12 protein-coding genes and 1 tRNA gene are annotated in these 17,755 nt (G+C 61.3%); 9 read left to right on the forward strand and 4 right to left on the reverse strand.

Annotation, left to right across the window (positions count from 1 at the left end; all coding sequences use genetic code 11):
- Positions 1–31 precede the first annotated feature (31 nt).
- The 3 genes from ACXYMR_RS05715 to ACXYMR_RS05725 form a co-directional block, all read right to left on the reverse strand.
- Positions 32–559 (reverse strand): GNAT family N-acetyltransferase, encoded by a 528-nt coding sequence (locus ACXYMR_RS05715; RefSeq protein ID WP_458941799.1) that lies wholly within the window; start codon positions 557–559, stop codon positions 32–34.
- Positions 560–685: 126 nt separating this feature from the next.
- Complete coding sequence (rpmA, locus tag ACXYMR_RS05720) at positions 686–955, reverse strand: 50S ribosomal protein L27 (protein ID WP_458941800.1); 270 nt, start codon at positions 953–955, stop codon at positions 686–688.
- Positions 956–973: 18 nt separating this feature from the next.
- Positions 974–1,648, reverse strand: coding sequence for a 50S ribosomal protein L21 (locus tag ACXYMR_RS05725; RefSeq protein WP_458941801.1), 675 nt, complete (start codon positions 1,646–1,648; stop codon positions 974–976).
- A 286-nt stretch (positions 1,649–1,934) separates the two neighbouring features.
- Here ACXYMR_RS05725 and ACXYMR_RS05730 point away from each other — a divergent pair.
- Positions 1,935–2,024: transfer RNA gene (locus ACXYMR_RS05730), tRNA-Ser, on the forward strand.
- A 108-nt stretch (positions 2,025–2,132) separates the two neighbouring features.
- Positions 2,133–3,851, forward strand: a complete 1,719-nt coding sequence (locus ACXYMR_RS05735) for a tyrosine-type recombinase/integrase (protein WP_458941802.1) — start codon at positions 2,133–2,135, stop codon at positions 3,849–3,851.
- A gap of 100 nt (positions 3,852–3,951) precedes the next feature.
- On the opposite strand, the gene ACXYMR_RS05740 is transcribed toward ACXYMR_RS05735, so the two are convergent.
- Positions 3,952–4,299 (reverse strand): helix-turn-helix domain-containing protein, encoded by a 348-nt coding sequence (locus tag ACXYMR_RS05740; protein ID WP_458941803.1) that lies wholly within the window; start codon positions 4,297–4,299, stop codon positions 3,952–3,954.
- A gap of 111 nt (positions 4,300–4,410) precedes the next feature.
- Here ACXYMR_RS05740 and ACXYMR_RS05745 point away from each other — a divergent pair, with 111 nt between their 5' ends.
- The 7 genes from ACXYMR_RS05745 (at position 4,411) to ACXYMR_RS05775 (ending at position 17,738) form a co-directional block, all read left to right on the forward strand.
- Complete coding sequence (locus ACXYMR_RS05745; protein WP_458941804.1) at positions 4,411–4,911, forward strand: hypothetical protein; 501 nt, start codon at positions 4,411–4,413, stop codon at positions 4,909–4,911.
- 124 nt (positions 4,912–5,035) lie between these two features.
- Complete coding sequence (locus ACXYMR_RS05750; protein WP_458941805.1) at positions 5,036–6,163, forward strand: hypothetical protein; 1,128 nt, start codon at positions 5,036–5,038, stop codon at positions 6,161–6,163.
- A 114-nt stretch (positions 6,164–6,277) separates the two neighbouring features.
- Positions 6,278–7,360: a hypothetical protein gene (locus ACXYMR_RS05755; protein ID WP_458941806.1), complete on the forward strand. Its 1,083-nt coding sequence runs from the start codon at positions 6,278–6,280 to the stop codon at positions 7,358–7,360.
- Positions 7,361–7,506: 146 nt separating this feature from the next.
- A complete protein-coding gene (locus tag ACXYMR_RS05760) occupies positions 7,507–11,022 on the forward strand; it encodes a helicase-related protein (RefSeq protein ID WP_458941807.1) in 3,516 nt (1,171 codons plus the stop codon).
- 71 nt (positions 11,023–11,093) lie between these two features.
- Positions 11,094–11,477 (forward strand): hypothetical protein, encoded by a 384-nt coding sequence (locus tag ACXYMR_RS05765; RefSeq protein ID WP_458941808.1) that lies wholly within the window; start codon positions 11,094–11,096, stop codon positions 11,475–11,477.
- Between the two features lie 5 nt (positions 11,478–11,482).
- Complete coding sequence (locus ACXYMR_RS05770; RefSeq protein WP_458941809.1) at positions 11,483–14,401, forward strand: DUF1156 domain-containing protein; 2,919 nt, start codon at positions 11,483–11,485, stop codon at positions 14,399–14,401.
- Between the two features lie 34 nt (positions 14,402–14,435).
- Positions 14,436–17,738, forward strand: coding sequence for a DUF499 domain-containing protein (locus tag ACXYMR_RS05775; RefSeq protein WP_458941810.1), 3,303 nt, complete (start codon positions 14,436–14,438; stop codon positions 17,736–17,738).
- The last annotated feature ends 17 nt before the right edge of the window (positions 17,739–17,755 follow it).

The raw sequence follows: 17,755 nt of genomic DNA on the forward strand, positions 1-17,755 counted from the left end.
ATACAGGCTGTTCCGGCAAAATTCAGCGCATTTACACAAGATCCGGCGCGAGCGTCATGTCGAGCGTGCGCACCTGCGCCAGCCGGGCCATGCACCAGGAGCGGCTTTCGCCGGTATACCGGAAGCCGAGTTTCTCCAGCACCCGGCCGGACGCCGGATTGTCTTCATTGTGACCGGCGATGATCCGGTTCGCGCCGAGCTGTTCACGGGCCAGGCCGATCAGGGCCTGCCCCAGCTCCGTTGCATAGCCGCGGCCCCAGCAGCGCTTGGCGACCCAGTAGCCGATCTCCCACTCGCTCTGCGGCGTGCGCCGGAACACGCCGCCGCCGCCGGCCAGGCCCTCGGCGTCGAAGACGAGCAGGGACTGGTTGCCGTCGGCCCGCCAGGCGGCGCGGTTGGCCAGCACCCAGAGCTCGGCGGCCAGGGCCGGATAGGGATGCGGCACGCGTGCGGTCATCCTGGCGATGTCGTAATCGCCGAGATGCCGCGCCAGTTCGGCGGCATCGTCCAGCTCGGGCAGCCTCAGTGTCAGTCGTTCGGTTTCCAGCACCGGTCCCATGGGTCACTCCTCGGCCCCTTGCGGGGCTTGGGGCATGAAAAAGGGGAGACGGTGGCCCGTCTCCCCTTGTTCGCTTGTCGCGACCGGACCCCGCCTGATGGCGATCGGTCCGTTATGGTCGGACCGCTATTCCGCGGCGTCGGCGGTCGGCTCGACCGAGACGAACGACTTGTTGCCGGCCTTCTTGGCGAACTTGACGCGACCTTCGACGAGGGCGAACAGGGTGTGATCCTTGCCCATGCCGACATTCTCGCCCGGATTCACCTTGGTGCCGCGCTGACGCACGATGATGTTGCCCGGAATGACTTCCTGGCCGCCATATTTCTTGACGCCGAGACGCCGACCAGCGGAGTCGCGACCGTTACGGGATGAACCGCCTGCTTTTTTGTGAGCCATGCCTTAGCCCTCCGTATCTTACGCGCGCGATTTGGCGTCTTTGATCCAGTCATTGCTCTCGGCTTTCGCCTTGAGCCCGGAGATCGTCTCGTCGAGACGGTCGAGATCGGCTTCCGTCCACGCCGCAATCTGGGCGAAGGAGGTGACGCCGGCCTCGTTGAGCTTCTTGGCGTAGGCAGGGCCCACACCGGTCAGCTCGGTCAGGTCGTCATTCGACGCGGCCGGCTTGGCGGCGCCCGTCTTCTTCGGCGCTGCCGTCTTGGCCTCGGCCTTCGGAGCGGCGGCCTTCTTCGGCGCAGCCTTGGCCTTGGCCGCCGGCTTGGCGTCCTCGGTCTTCGGTGCGGCGGTCGAGGTCTTCAGGGCCGTCTTGGCCTTCTGGCCCGGAGCCACGATCTCGGCGATGCGCACCAGCGAGCCCCACTGGCGGTGACCCTTGGTGCGGCGGTAGTTCTGGCGCCGGCGCTTCTTGAAGACGATGACCTTGCGGGCGCGATTGGTGTCGATCAGCTCGCCGATCACCTGGGCGCCGTCGAGCACCGGGGCTCCGACTTTGACGCCGTCTTCGCCGCCCATCATGAGCACCTCGCCGAGGGCCAGCGTATCGCCGGCCTGGCCTTCGAGCTTTTCGACGCGAATTTCGTCGCCGGCTGCGACGCGGTATTGCTTGCCGCCGGTCTTGATCACTGCGAACATGGTCGCTCTATCCTTTTTTCGATCCGTCCGGCCCTGTCCCGACTGGGATTGTGCGACCGGCGGGTCCTTTTTCTTCGCCCCGTTTGTTGACTGTCGTCTTTCGGAGCGTTGTTCATATGTCATTGGCCCGTCGGGACGTGTCCAGGCGGGCAGGAGCGGGCGTTATACGCAAGCGCGCAGCGGAGTCAATTCGTCTCTGACTGTCATCACTGGCATTGGCACTGGCATTGAGCCGCTTATCGCCCTTGATTTTCCCGCCCGCCTCCGCCAGAAAGCGGCTCCCCGCGGAGAGGTGCCGGAGTGGTCGAACGGGGCGGTCTCGAAAACCGTTGAGCGCGCAAGCGTTCCGAGGGTTCGAATCCCTCTCTCTCCGCCACTATTCTGGAAACCCCTATTATCCCAATAGGCTACGGTTTCCGGGGATTTCGGCCCCAGCAAATCGTTCCAATTCCCTGTTCCAATCCTCCCTCCTGAGGGCGGCGTCGTGAGTGGGCGCAGGGTTCAGCATCTCGTAGCGCGTGGCCGGGGCTTCCAGGTGCGCTTGCCTGTCCCAGCGGACGTCCAATGCCTGCTCCGGCGAAAAGAGCTCAGATGGTCGGTCAGAACACGCGATCCTAAGCTGGCGGCGCGGCGCGTGCTAAACGCCACGCTCGCCTTTCACGGGCTCTGCGATAAGCTGCGGCGTATGAAGGACTTAAGCATCGACGATGCGCGTGAAATCGCGCAGGCGTTTTATCACGACCTGGCTCAAAGCTATCGCTCCCCAGCACCGATTGCGGAGGGCGAGCTGGACTATGATGCCGGACACCAGGAGGTGATGGCGGAAGAGTTCATCAATGGCCTGCAAAGCCAGGTACAGTCGCGCACGTTCAAGTCTGGTATCCGAACCCAAGCGATGACGGTTGCTGAGGAACACGGCTTCCAGATGCCGCCACCTGGAAGCGATGAATTCCGGGCGCTGTGTGAGGGGATTGCGCGAGCGCAGATCGAGCATGCCCGGTTCACCCTTTTCCGCCAGAGCAACATCCTGGGCAAATACAGCCCGCAAGACGAACTCTTCGTGCCGGTAGAAATGCCGGCCGCGCCCCCCAGCGTTCCGGGATTGCAATCAATTGCAACTGAGGCGGGGCTGCCGGTCCAAGAGGCCGTCGATCTCTATCTCAAAGCGCACTCTACAGGTCCCCGAGAGTGGAAGCCTAGAACCCGCGACGAGAAAATCCGCATCCTTCAGATCGCGTTGAAAACGTGGGGCGAGGTAATCACTGTCGATCAACTAACGAGCGCCCATGTTCGCGATGTGAGAGACGTGATTGAGGCGCTGAAGCCGCGGGCCGAGGCTGATCCGAAATATCCCAAACGGCTGACCGCGAAAGAAGGCGAGAAGCGCCTGAACCCAAAGACCTCGGGCAAGTATTTTAGCTACGTGAAATCCTTCCTGATCTGGCTGGACGCGGAAGGCTATATCGACGGCGTGCCGGGCGCATCCGTAAAGATCGCCACTCCAAAGTTGAGCCTGAAGAGGCCGCGCCGGCCGTTCACACAGGATGAGCTGAACGAGATTTTCTCCTCACCGCTCTATAGCGGGTTCAGTTCGCGGCACAGGCGGTATCTCCCCGGCAAGCACAAGGCCCAGGACGGCCTTTATTGGGTCTACTTGATCGGGCTCTATACCGGGATGCGAGAAGGCGAGCTGATCCAGCTGACGCGATCCGACCTGCATGTGGATGACGACGTGCCTTTCTTCGATATCCGGGGCGAGCTCGACCTCAAAACTGAAGCCTCTGTGCGGCGGGTGCCGATACACCCCGACCTATTCGACTTCGGACTGAGAGAGTGGCTGGCGGCACGGGCCAAAAAAGCCGAGAAGCGCCTCTTCTTTGAGATCAAGCTGGGCCCGCCAGGAAATCTGACCGCAATCGCCTCCAAGAGGCTGAACAAATACCTGGTACAGATCGGCGTGAAGACTGGTCCTGACCTCACCTTCCACAGTTTCCGGCATGCGTTCGTAGACGCGATGCGGAGCGCGAATGTCCCTGAACAGCGCCTACACGAGTTTGTCGGCCACAAGGATAAGACCGTGACTGGTGGTTATGGACAGGGGGCGAACTTGCAGGCCCTCGGCAAGCTCATGAACGGGGTTAACTTCGGGCTGAGCGAAGATGTAAAAACGCTCTTGATCAGGAACGCGAAGGCCAAGCCGTGACACCTTTTGTGGCAAATGACCTCCCCGGTCTTAGTTAGCGCTGTTTCTCTGCCGTAGGCGAACGCTGAACCAGTTACGTCCAACGTGACACGCTAGGGGGCTATCTGACGATTAGGTCAATTGCCGAGCTGACCCGTTCAAGGTCCGCCGGTGATAGCGTGTCCACGCGTCGATGGAGGGCTCGCCGGATCGGTGTCATTCCCAATTCCATGGATTGGTCTGGCCCACCGAATAGGTAAGAGGGATGGACCCCCAAGACTTCGATCATTCGTGCGAGGGCATTGAAGGAAGGGAAGCTCTTGCCGCGTTCGATCCGACTGATCATGTCGACGGTCAGGTCACAAGCTTCCGCAAGCGCGATCTGTGTCATCTGGTTCTTCGCCCGCGCCAGTTTTAGGCGGGAGCAGAACAGAGCCCGTAACTCGCTCTTTGAAATACGTTCGACCATTAACCCAGATTAATATTCAGGGCGGCGCGCGAACAGGTAACTAAATTCTGGACATCCAGGGCTATAAGAATATCGTTCTTAAGTTCATCCAACTAAGAACGGAGTGAGCTGTTGTCTGTACGATTAAAACTCGGCTTGGCGGCCTTCGCGACAATCATGACGATTACCCCAGCGGAGTCGCAGGAGTGGTCTGGGTGGGAGTTCGGTCAGACCTCCAACGCGTTCTCCGATGAAGCCTCATGGTCAGTCAGCAACGTTGAGACAAACGCTGTTTCTCCGGCCCAGATTGCGCTGATCTGCCATCAAAGCGGTCCGGTCGGCCTTGTGTTCGACGACGGCGAGGTTCCGATACCACGGACGCCGCGGATACAGTTTCGGATTGACCGTTCTGAGGCCTTTTCCGGATCGTCTGTCAGAGCCTCTTCGGATCGCTATCTTGTCGCCAATCCGTTTATTGCGGAGCGCGTAGTGGATGAAATGCGTGAGGGAGACGAGCTTGTTTTCCAGATCGGGAGCAATGCTCCGCGCTTCGTACCACTTGAGGGGTTTGCTGGTGCGATGCAGTTGTTTGATGAGCGCTGTCCGCATCCGATCAATCGTCAGCGGCGATAGCCGGTGTTAAATTCTTATATATGACCGACTCAGAACATTGCTCTGTGCATCAAATTTTGATAACTTCTTCCAGTGAGAGAATTGGCCGTTAGTCTCCGGTGTCCCATCACCGTGAGAGCTGAGCTTGACGACCAGCACCATCAAAATTCCCGATGCCTATAGTTTTCCCTCTAACAGCCCAGAGGTTGGGGTGGAGGTAGAGCGCGTATGCAAGGTGATAGAAGCTACAGCAGCGCACAAGATTGTCGTTCTAAAGCCCATAATAGATAAGCTTCGTCTAACTTTCTCTGGGCTAGGGGTGATTCAGCACGTTGAAGGCCTGCAGGCGGAGACATACTGGAGCGGCGTGCATCAACTCGCCAGTTACGTTGCACAGGCTGCCGACGAACCCTCCATCACGCCCTGTTCAGTGGAGGGTTACTGGACCGGTTTGCGTGTCGAGCTCGAAGGAGGGGCCGTCGCTACGTTTGGCTTCAAACCTCGAAACGCTAAGAATGCGGCTGTGCGACTGGAGTTCAATCCGTCCCGCCTCTCACTCGAAGGGTTGAACAGCCTCTTTGCGGCCTGGAACAGCATCGAGGGCAAGAACATTCCTCTGGCCGCCCACCTTTCTTCCGCCCGAGTGTCCCGTTGCGATGTGGCGCTCGATGTCCTGAACCTCAGGCTTGCTGATCTATTTGTGCACTGCCCAGCGGTTTGGAAGGTGTGGATGTGTTCTTCGATGACCGATGGTGTTCAGACAATCAATTTCTACAAAGGCGCCAAGAACCAATCGCCGTTTGTAGACCCGAAAAAGCGGGCGAACGTGGTTGTCTATGACAAACGCGAAGAGCGGTTGGCGATGGGCGAGGCGCCCGAGTTCGGTTCCCTGGCCCACACGCGTATCGAGTTCCACCTGAACAAGACGGCCTATTTCAAAAACCTGGCGAACACCCAGTACCCTGCGAAAGACTGGGTCTTCTGTCGAACAGTCTTGGATGAGCCACCATTGAAGGCAGACAGGTGGAAAACGTTTCTGGATAGTGCGCGCTTTCGCGGCTATTCGGCGGCGGAGGCATTACTCGATGAAGATGAGAAAGCCGCGCTTGATCTCGCGCACTCGAACCCAGCCTCTCAGTTCAGAGATTTGTTCGACAAGAGTGTCTGGCAACACTGGCCAGATGCTGTAGGCGTTCCGGCTCTAGCTTTGCTCATTGAGCTGGCCTCGGTGCATCCATCCGAGATAATCGGTCAATCAAAGTTCGCTCTCTGAGGGGCGATTGCAATCAATTGCAATCCGTCCTGGGACAATTGACCTCGCCGCTCCCCAAGTCACGATAGAAGTGGGCGCGAATGGTCGCGGACCTCCCGACATCAGGAGGTTCAGATGATCAATGCATTCCTTTCCGGCGTCCGACAGCAGGTCGTGACCGAGGTGATAGCAAGCCCGGTGCTTGATACGCCCTACCTGCGCATCGACACCCACATCGCCGCGTCGCTCATGCAGAAGGCGATCCGGCGCAGCGAAACAGGTTGGGCGCTAAAGGCGGGCCAACGACTGTTCGATGTTCAGCCGGCACGCTTTTGGAGGCGGGTGACCGTAACGCTCTTTGAGGATGTCGGCCTGCTCGACAGGCAGCTTGCGCTGGACGTGCTCGCCTGTGCGCCTCGACGTGGCGCATTTCCGGTTTGCTGGAGTGTTGCCGCCCATCTCATCGGTCGTCTCTGTGAAGCGACGAAAACCCAGGTCACGAACAACCTGCTCCATCTGGGCCTGTATGATTTGAGTGAGGCGAAACCGATGGTCGATTTCGACCTGCTGCCGGTCGCGGAGGCTGAGTGCTGGATCATGGGTGACACGGCGACGGCGGTTCAGCGGGCCAAGGCAGTTTGGCAGCTCAGCGGGATCGGGTGCTCAGGTCAGGTGGTACAGCATCCGGAGGCCGACCGGGAGCGTGTCCTGTCCCTCCTTTCCGGTCTGGCTGGCGATCCCGTCCTTGAAATCATCGCCCGCGAAGGGCTTCGGTTGACGGGTCACGTTCTGCCGCTGATCTCTGTACTCGAGGGGGCAAGGAGCCACGAAAGGCGTGACGCCACAGCTGCTGCTGATCCTATGCCTCCGGAAGAGTTGATCGGCGGCCTGCCGAGCTGGACGTTGGATCAATACACCTGGCCCGGTAAGTCCGCCCTCCGCCGAGCCCGTACCGAATGCCCGTCAATCGCCGCCGACCTCGAAGGACGGGCGGCCACCGCCGAACAGCGCTTCTGCGCCCTGGCGGACGCTCATTTCGAGTTCGAAAGCGCTAACCTCGCCCGGAGAGCGCAAATTCCAGCTCATACAGTCCTGTGGAGGCGCGTTCAGTCCCTCGGGCCTCATCGGCTACCTGAAAACGCCGCTGCGCTCTACGAGGCGCTCAGAGCGGATTGGGCGCAGTTCCAGGAAATTCGCCGCCAGCGGGTGGGCGACTAGTTTTGTCGCCGTGTCCCGCCATCCTGATCTGATTTGCTCTGCCACCGGTCGGACTGAAGTCATTCGGCAACTAGACCGCGAGCGGAGCAGCGGATAACGATATTAACGATTTAGTTGCTGCGACGCGCAGCCGGGATGGGGGAGCAATGCTGAAGCTCGAGGAGATCGTCGAAGGAATATCCGTTGAGGGGCTGAGCCCGCATGGCGTCGCGCTCGTAAAGAGCGTGAAATGGTTGGGTTCGGACCGGGTCGAGGTGGTCTACAAAGACAACAAGCGCCTCGACGAGCGTATTATCACGCGAGACGAGGAAGGCCTTCTCTCTTCTGGTTCGGCAACCCGGCCCTTTGCCCTAAACGGAGATGCAGAAGATTTTCGGCTTGCCGCTGAGGCGCGCCGTATCCGGCTAGCTCACCTCTTCGATCCCTACCTCGCACTCACCTCGGCGGCTATCGAACCGCTACCGCACCAGATCACGGCGGTCTACGGAGAGATGCTACCCCGCCAACCGCTCCGCTTCCTGCTGGCCGACGACCCTGGAGCGGGGAAAACGATTATGGCGGGCCTTCTAATCAAGGAGCTTGCCCTGCGCGGGGATCTCCAGCGCTGCATGATCGTGGCGCCGGGATCGTTGGTCGAGCAGTGGCAGGACGAGCTACAGGAGAAGTTTGATCTCGGCTTCGAGATTGTCACGCGCGAAATGATCGATGCCTCCTATGGCGGCAATCCGTTCACATCCCATGACCGCTTGATCATGCGCCTCGATATGGCAGCGCGGTCTGAGGAGCTTCAGGAAAAGATCAGGGCGGCCGCTGACTTCGATCTGATCATCTGTGATGAAGCGCACCGCATGTCGGCGAGCTATTTCGGCAATGAGGCGAAGTTCACCAAGCGCTTCCGCCTGGGCAAATTCCTGGGCGAACAGACCCGCAACCTCCTGCTGATGACGGCTACGCCGCACAACGGCAAGGAGGAGGACTTTCAGCTCTTCCTGTCCCTGCTCGATGCAGACCGCTTCGAAGGCAAATTCCGTGAGGGTATGCGCGGGGCCGACCCCAGCGATCTCATGCGCCGACTGGTGAAGGAGGAGCTTTACTGGTTTGACGGGCGGCCGCTCTTCCCGGAGCGCGTGGCCAAGACGGTTAGCTACAAGCTCTCTCCAGCGGAAGCCGCGCTTTATACGGCGGTAACTGACTATGTCCGTGAAGAGATGAACCGGGCGGACAATATCGAGGAGGGCGGAGGCCGCCGGCGCAATAATGTCGGCTTCGCCCTGCAAACACTCCAGCGTCGTCTGGCCTCCTCTCCGCGGGCCATTTGGCGGTCGCTGAAGCGGCGCAAGGAGCGGCTGGAAACACGCCTCGATGAAGAGCGCATCCGCAGCCAGGGCGGTGGCTCCCTCAATCTGAACCCATCGACCCGCATTCCGGACGATCTCGATGATCTGGAGGATATGTCCGAGGAAGAACGCGAGGCGATGGAGGAGGACGCCATTGATCAGGCGTCGAGCGCTCGGACCTTGGCCGAGCTGGAAGCGGAAATCTCCAGCCTGAAAATCCTGGAAGAACAGGCCTATGCGGTCTGCCAGTCAGGCGAAGACACGAAATGGAGCCAGCTGGCCTCCATCCTGGACCAACCGCCGGTTTATGACCCGGTTGAGGGCAAGCAGAAAAAGGTCCTGATCTTCACCGAACCCAAGGACACGCTGGAATATCTCCAGGAGAAGATCACGGCGCGGATCGGCGATCCTAATGCGGTGCGGGTCATTCATGGTGGCGTGCCGCGCCAGCATCGCCGGGCGGCGGTGGCGGCCTTCAATGACGACCCGGAGGTGCGGGTCCTGATCGCTAATGACGCGGCGGGTGAAGGCGTGAACTTGCAACGCGGTTCGCACCTTATGATCAACTATGATCTGCCTTGGAACCCGAACCGGCTGGAACAGCGCTTTGGACGTATCCACCGGATCGGCCAGACGGAGGTTTGCCACCTCTTCAACCTCGTCGCAGGCGAAACCCGCGAAGGTCAGGTCTATGAGCGCCTGCTGGAAAAGCTGGAGGAGGCGCGCAAGGCCCTCAAGGGCAAGGTGTACGACGTGCTGGGCGAGCTGTTCGAACAGAAGTCGCTCAACGACCTCCTGTTCGAGGCTGTCCGCTATGGCGATGACCCGGCGGTGCGTGAACGGCTCCAGATCGCGGTCGATGGGGCGGTCAATCGCGAGCACATTGAGGAGCTATCGCGACGCGCCCAGCTCTCGATGGAGAGCCTGTCGGTCGGCGATGTCGAGAAACTGCGCCTGGAGATGGAGCGTGCATCGGCGGAGCGTCTGCAGCCGCACTATGTCCGGCAATTCTTCCAGGAGGCTTTCCGCCGATTGGGCGGAGTGATGGAAGAGCGCGAGACGGGTCGGTACGAAATCCTGCGCGTCCCGGCTTCTGTGCGGGCGCACGATCAGCATACCGGGTCCGGCGATCCGGTGCTCGAGCGCTATGAGCGGGTCTGTTTCGACAAGGCCCACCGCGGGAAGGAGCCTCAGGCGGCTCTGATTGCTCCGGGCCATCCGCTCCTGGAAGCGGTGCTCGATTTGACGCTTCAGAATTACGGCCTGGCCCTTCAACAGGGCACTGTCCTGGTCAACGAGATTGATCCGGGCATCGAGCCGCAGCTGCTCGTCATGGCGGAGCATGAGGTCACTGACGGGCGATTGGCTCCCAATGGCGCGGCGCGGTCAGTGTCTCGGCGCATGGACTTCGTCCTGATGAATGAGCGCGGCAAGGCGAAGTCGGCGGGCGCTGCGCCCTATCTCGACCTGCGACCTCTGGAAGACGGTGAGGAAGCGCTAGTTGCCTCGCTGCTGGAGGCTGGCTGGCTCACGGGCGATCTGGCGGAACGGGCGCGCGCCTTCGTGGCCGAGCATCTGGTCGCCAAGCACCTGGAACAGATCAAGGCGCGGCGGCTGGAGCATCTGGAGAAGGTCGAGCGGGAGGTTCGCTACCGGCTCGGCAAGGAGATCCGTTTCTGGGACAACCGCATCGCCAAGCACGACACGGCGATCCGGGCGGGCAAGGACGAGACCCTGCCCAAGCGCAAGGCGCAAGAGCGGGTCGACCGCCTCACCAATCGCCTCGATCAGCGCCTTGCCGAGATCGAGAAGGAGCGCGCCCTGTCCGCGCGGGCGCCGGAAGTATGCGGCGGGGCGCTGGTCGTGCCCAGCGGCCTCCTGGCGCGCCTCAAGGGCGAAGATGGCGGGCCGGAAGGCATGGCCGAGGATACCTCGATCAGCGAGAAGATCGGCATGGATGCGGTGATGGACGCCGAGCGCGCCGCCGGGCGCACGCCGGTCGATGTATCCCACCTCAACCGCGGCTGGGACATTGAAAGCTTCACCAGCGACAACCGCATGCTGATGCTGGAGGTGAAGGCCCGCGTCGTCGGCGGCAAGGAAATCTTCGTCACGAAGAACGAGATGCTCCAGGCGCGCAATGCCGGGGAGCAATATCACCTGGTCGTCGTGCCGGTCGAAGACGGCTTCGCACAGCAGCCGGTTTACATCACGGACCCGGCCAGCCGCTTCTGGGACCAGGGCGACTTCAAGGACACCAAGCGCGCCTTTCTTGTTCGTGACCTGGTCGCCCAAGGCGCGGCCGAACCGAAGTTGCCGTCATGACCAATCAGTCCTCTATGCGAGTAGGAGTACGGGTTGATCGTGAGCGAAGGCGGACGGACCAGGAACGTGTGGTGACCGCTGTGACCCGGTGGCTCGAAGCACAGCATTGGGCCGTGAAGACGAGCGAGAAAAACCAAGGCTACTCGATGATCCGACAGTTTTTCCCCGGACAGGGGCGGGGGGATGTCGTTGCAGAGAAGGATGGTGGCGAATGGATCGTCCAATGCCGCGTCGCACACTACCAGGATGCACTGACGCTGGGGGAGGTCTACGCTGGCTTAGGTGGGTTGCTTTTCCAACTCGAAAGCGAGACCACCAATGTGTCCATTGCAATGCCTGATGATCCAATGTTTCGAGGCCTCTGGGCTCGAATTCCCGCTTTCGCCAAGCAGCGCACGAACATCACAGCCTTTTTCGTCGATCAAGACGGAAATGTTGCGCACGAAACGGATTAGATTGAATGCCTGCCACCATCCGCAAGAAAATCATCGAGCACTCCCTGCCCCTGGACGCGATCAATGCGGCATCGAGCCGGGAAAAGTCGATCCGGCACGGCCACCCTTCTACCCTCCACTTGTGGTGGGCGCGGCGGCCTCTGGCGGCTTGCCGGGCGGTGATCTTTGCGCAGCTGGTCGATGACCCGTCCGCCTGGCCGGAAAAGTTCAAGACGGAAGAGGATCAGGATCGCGAGCGCCGCCGTTTGCATGGCGTGATCGAGAACATGGTCGAATGGCCGAAATCCGACGCCAAGGATCAGACGCGTTTCAAGGCGGCGATTGAGGCGGCCCGCTCGGAGATTGCGCGCTCGGCGGCCTGGGGGCGTGGTGAGGAGCCGCCAGCGCGATCCGATGCCAAGGCCGTTCTCGCCTACCTCCAGGAGTATGCGCCGCCGGTCTATGACCCGTTTTGCGGTGGTGGGTCCATCCCGCTGGAGGCCCAACGCCTGGGGTTGCGGGCCTACGGGTCTGACCTCAATCCGATCCCGGTTCTGATCACCAAGGCGCTGATCGAGTTCCCGCCGAAATTCGCCGGACTATCGCCGGTTCACCCGGCCGAGCCCGGCAAGACTTCCCTTCTGGCAGAGCAGTGGTCCGGTGCGCGGGGCCTCGCTGAAGACGTGCGTTTTTACGGGCAGTGGATGCGCGATGAAGCCGAAAAGAAGATCGGGCACCTTTATCCCAAGGCAACGCTGCCCGATGGGTCTGAGCGGCCAGTGATCGCCTGGCTTTGGGCGCGGACGGTCGCGTCGCCGGACCCGGCCCAAAAGGGCGCGCATGTGCCGCTGGTGTCGTCTTTTGTCCTGTCCTCGAAGAAGGGCAAGGAGGCGATTGTTGTGCCGGTCATTGATCCTGCCGCTCCAGGCGGCTGGCGCTTCGATGTCAAAACCAAAGGGATCAGCAAGCAGGAATTGGCGGATGCCAAGAACGGCACCAAGACGGCTCGCGGGGCGAATTTCGTGTGTGTGCTGTCGGGGTCAGCTATTGATGGCGACTACGTGAAAGCCGCTGGCAAGGCGGGTGAGCTCGGCGAACGACTGATGGCGGTGGTGGCTGAGGGGGCGAAGGACCGGGCCTATCTTGCGCCGAACGAAGACCACGAGGAGGCTGCGCAAGTTGCCCAACCAGACGTGCCAGAGATCGAACAGGAGCTGCCCAACGATCCGCGTAATTTCTGGACGGTCCAGTACGGCCTCACCCGTTTCATCGACCTCTTCACGCCGCGCCAGCTGGCAGCGCTGACGACCTTTTCTGACCTGATCCAGAAAGCCCGCGAAAACGCTCTTGAGGCCGCTCAGGCAAACCCCGAACTTTCAGGCCGCGCAAACCCGGACATGCCCCTCGCTGAAGGCGGGGACGGACCGGTCGCCTACGCCGATGCGGTGGCGACGTATTTGGGGTTCGCGATTGATAAAGCTACGGACCGGAACAACGCTTTGTGTATTTGGGAAAGTGGCATGGGGAGGATGAAGAACCTATTCAGCCGCCAAGCCATTCCAATGGTCTGGGATTATGTCGAAACCAATCCATTCGCTGGTGCTGGTGGGGATATTTATGGGACTGTAGATAGTCTGGCTAAGCCTTTGGAGCAGCAGGCGCAGCTTTCCCCTGGTTTTGCCTCGCAGATTAATGCCTCTTCCGACGAAGCCCCGATAGTCGAAGGACTCATTTCCACCGACCCCCCCTATTATGACAATATCGGGTACGCTGATTTGTCAGACTTCTTCTACGTCTGGCTTCGGAGAGCTGTTAGGGAACAGTTTCCTCAACTGTTCCGTCGATCTACCACTCCGAAGGACGTAGAGTTGGTAGCGACACCTTACAGGCATGGGTCTAAGTCTTCTGCCGACCAACACTTTATGGCAGGTATGGGCAAGGCGCTTCAGAAGACTGCCCGTTTGTCATCCAACGCTCCACTAGCGATATACTATGCCTTTAAACAGTCAGAAATTGCATCGGATGGTCTCCTTTCTCCCGGCTGGGCGGCGTTTCTTCAGGCAGTTGTGAACTCTGGGCTGCAAGTCGACGGCACTTGGCCGATCCGCACCGAGCTCTCAAACCGGATGATTGCGTCGGGAACGAATGCGCTGGCTGCGTCCGTTGTTCTCGTTTGCCGCCCTCGGGCGAATACCGCTGGAGCCATCAACCGCCGGGACTTCCTCCGCGAACTCCGTCCGGCGATGCAGCAGGCGATCCTGGATCACCAGAAGGCTGGCGTGCCGCTCCCCGACCGCCGCCAGGCTGCTATCGGGCCAGGCATCGGCGTATTCTCGAAATATGCCATGGTCCGTGAGAGCGATGACAGCCCAATGAGCGTGGCAACGGCCTTGGCGCTGATCAATCGTGAGATCGACGCTATTCTGACAGAGGGTACTGAGGATTTGGATGCGGAAACCCGCTTTGCCCTCGAATGGTACCAACAGTTCGGATACGGGCTTCAGAAAAGTAAGGCAGGCGATGCGATCCAGCAGCTCCAGGGCTTCAATCTGGATATCAACTCGCTCAACGCCTCCGGGCTGTTTCGTGCGCAGCATGGCGACGCCAAGCTCTTGTCCCGCGGGGAGATGGAAGACGGCTGGACGCCGTCTAAAGACGCCACCTTCACGCTTTGGGAGATGGCGCAGCATTTGGCGCGGGCTTTGACAGCGGAAGATGGGGGACTGGCGAAGTGCGGCCAGCTCCTGGCCGAGAAGCCGACGGCTGCGGCCGACGTGCTTCTGATCGCCGAACGCATGTTCGAAATGGCGACCGCCCGCGGTGAGAATGACGAAGCGCTGGTCTGGAACCAGCTGCAGACCAGCTGGCCGGGCATCGAGACCGCGGCGGACGAGGCGTGCGAGCAGGGCTTCGCGCCCGAACCGGAACAAGCAGACTTACTTTGAGGATTGAGGCGGCGCAGTTCGCCGGAGGGATGGCATGACGACAAACAGGGACCGGATCGGGACGATGCTTGAGCTGGTTGAGAAGGGCGCGCTGCCCTTCGTCAACGAGTACATGAAGAAGCAATACGGCACGCATTGGCGCATGCAGGCGCGAGTGCCCAACAGCCTGGCGCCGAAGGCCGATCTTGATGCCTATGCCCTGCTCTACATCATCATCAATAACTGGCGCGACGTCTTCCAGAACCATTTGAAGCCGGAGATGCGCGACGCCGCGTCCGCCGCTCTCGCTGGCCGCAACAAGTATTCCCACTCCTCCGGCGCAATCGATGACAGCATCACGCTGAGGGCCCTCTCTGGCGCGCATGAGCTTCTGGATGGCATGTTTGCAAAGCCGCAGGCCGAGGCGGCCAAGGTGCTGTTCGACAGCCTTCAGACCGACATGGTGCGCCGCCGCTTGGAAGCAAACGGCAAGCTCAAGGCGCCCGCCTCTGCCGCCGCCAAGCCCGCCGCTCCGGCGGTGCCCCGGGCGGCGGTGGAAGAAAAGCAGCCCGACTTTTTGGGCGGGGGTCGCGTCGAAGGCCTGACGCCTTGGCGGATCGCCTGTCCGCCGCGTGATGACGTGCTGGCAGGACGGCTCAACAAAGACGCTTTTGCGGCCAATCTCGCCGCTGCCGCCCGAGGCGAAGGCTCTGAGACCTACAAGGACAGCCAATCCTTCTTCAACGCCACGCACCTGACCCATGGTCTGGAACTGACGCTGGGCAACGCGGCTAAACGGCTGGGCGGCGCCGGCGGTCCATCTACGATAGGCCTGCAGACCAATTTCGGCGGCGGCAAGACGCACACCCTGCTCTCCCTGCTCCATATGGCGCGCTTGGGCGATCCGGCGAGCGTCGAGGCCTTGGCCCCGATGAAGACGCAGTTCGACGGGCTTTCCCTCCGCAACGTGAAGACCGCCGTCTTCGTTGGCACCGATAAAGGGCCTGACGTTCCCCTGGACACGGTTGATAGCCGTCCCGTCCGGACCCTCTGGGGTTACTTGGCCCATTCTCTGGCTGGCCGCGAAGGTCTTTCGATCGTAGAAGCCGCAGAGGCCGCCGGGACCAATCCGGGCGGTGAAGCCTTCAAGCGCGTCCTGGACGCGGCAGGTGGCCCTTCCCTCATCCTGTTGGACGAACTGGTCGCCTATGTCCGCCAGCTCGACAACGAACGCTATGAGGCGCACCTCTCCTTCATCCAGTCGATGACCGAGGCCGCGGCTCAGTCTGACAATGCCCTGATCGTCGGCTCGCTACCGGAAAGCGATATCGAGGCCGGTGGCGGCGAGAAGGGCCTGGATACGCTGCGGCGTCTTGAAAAACTGTTTGGTCGGACCCAATCCTCCTGGCAGCCGGCGCAAGGGTCTGAGACCTACGCTGTCATCCGCCGCCGACTCTTCCAGGAGCTGGACGACAACGGTGAGAGGGCCCGTAAGCGGACGGTCGAGGCCTTCCGGAAAATCTATCGTGACAACAAAGGCGACTTCCCGGCGGGCACGGCGGAGAAGGACTATGAGGAGAAGCTTTTCGAAGCCTATCCCGTCCACCCGATGCTGTTCGACAAGCTTTCCTCGGAATGGGGCGGTCTGGACAAGTTCCAGCGCACACGCGGCGTTCTGTCTCTCCTGGCTCGTACCATCTACGCCAGCTATCGCGAGGGCCGGGACGATCCGCTGATCCTGCCGAGCTCCTTGCAGATCGATGACCCGGAAGTCCGGGGCGCCCTGATCGAGCCGCTCGATGGTCCAGCTTGGGGCTCCATCGTTGACGCCGAAGTGGACGGCGACCGCTCGCTCCCGGTCCGGATCGAGATGTCCCGCACGCGCTATCGCGAAAAGCGTATCGCCAGCCGGGCCTCTCGCGCCGTCTTCGTCTGCACCGCCCCGCAAGGCGATGCTCGTGGCGGTCTTACGGGGCCGGAGCTACGCCTCGCCTGCGTGCAGCCCGGCGATCAGGTTTCAATCTTTGGCGACGCGCTTCGCGAACTGTCAGAACAATCCTCCTACCTCTATGAGGCGGAGGGCCGCTATTGGTTTGGCTCGAAACCAACGCTGAACAAGCTGGCCGCCAATCGGGCCGGTGATGTCGATGCGGACCAGATCGACGCCGAGATCGTCAAGGCGCTCCAGGAGGACGAACGGGCGCGCGGACAGTGGTCCGGGGTGCATACCGCACCCTATCCGCCGCAGGACGTAGAGGACCGTCCAGCGACGCGTCTGGTCATTCTGGGGCCTGACACGCCCTACAGCCAGGGAGACGCCTCTGCGGCCTATCTGGCGGCCCTGGACGCGGTTTCTCGCCGGGCCGGGGGACAAAGACGCTTCCGCAACGCTCTGGTCTTCCTGGCCGCTGATGAGCGCCAGTTGGAAGAGGTGCGCAAGACGATGCGTCGCGCCCTCGCCTGGAAGGGCATTTCCGAAGACCGCGCGCTCGATCTCACCGAAAGCCAGAAACAGGACGCGGCCTCACGCGCCGCAGAGGCCATGAAGGGCGCGCGCCAGGCGATCCGGAAGGCCTGGAGCCATCTCCTCTCGCCGGAACCCTCTCCCGATGGCGGCGCGGCGTTGATGCTCGACAGGACCGGCCTCCGCCCGACCGGGCAACGCTCCCCAGCGGAGGCCGCCTGGGACAAGGCCCAGGAAGCCGATTTCGTCATTTCCCGCCTTGGCAAAGCCAGCCTCACCGACCGCCTGCGGGATCTCTGGCCGGACGAACAGCCGCACCTCTCGGTCGATCAGGTAAAGGACTGGTTCTTCGAGTTTCCCTACATGGAACGCCTGCGGGACGATCAGGTCCTCGCCGATGCGCTTGCGGACGCCCTCGTCGATCTCGATGAGCGGAACGTGGCCTTCGGTATCGCCAGCGCGGAACAAGACGGGAAATATTCCGACCTCAAGTTCAACCAGTCGGCGGTCGTCCGCTTTGGGTCTGGTCAATTGCTGGTCCGGCGGGAAGTGGCTGAGGCGCAATTGCAGACCGCTCAGCCAGCGAGTGAAGCCGGAGACGTGGGTGGAGCCCAGCCAGACCGCCCCAGCGCTCCTGGGGGTGCCACAGAGCCCGAGAAAGCGCGCCCGACCCGGTTCACCGGCACCATCTCCCTGGACGCCCTGCGCGGTGCGTCAAAGGCGGGGCTGATCTTCAACGATGTGATCGGAGAGCTCGACAGCGCCGACGGCGTCGATCTCAAGATCACGCTCGAAATCACCGCCACGTCGAGGAGCGGCTTCCCGGAGGATGTCGAAGAGATCGTCCGCGACAACGCCAAGGACCTTGGGTTTGACACCCAGCGGTTTGATTGAGGAACCATTAAGCCGAC

It is taken from the genome of Maricaulis sp. CAU 1757, assembly GCF_054482675.1.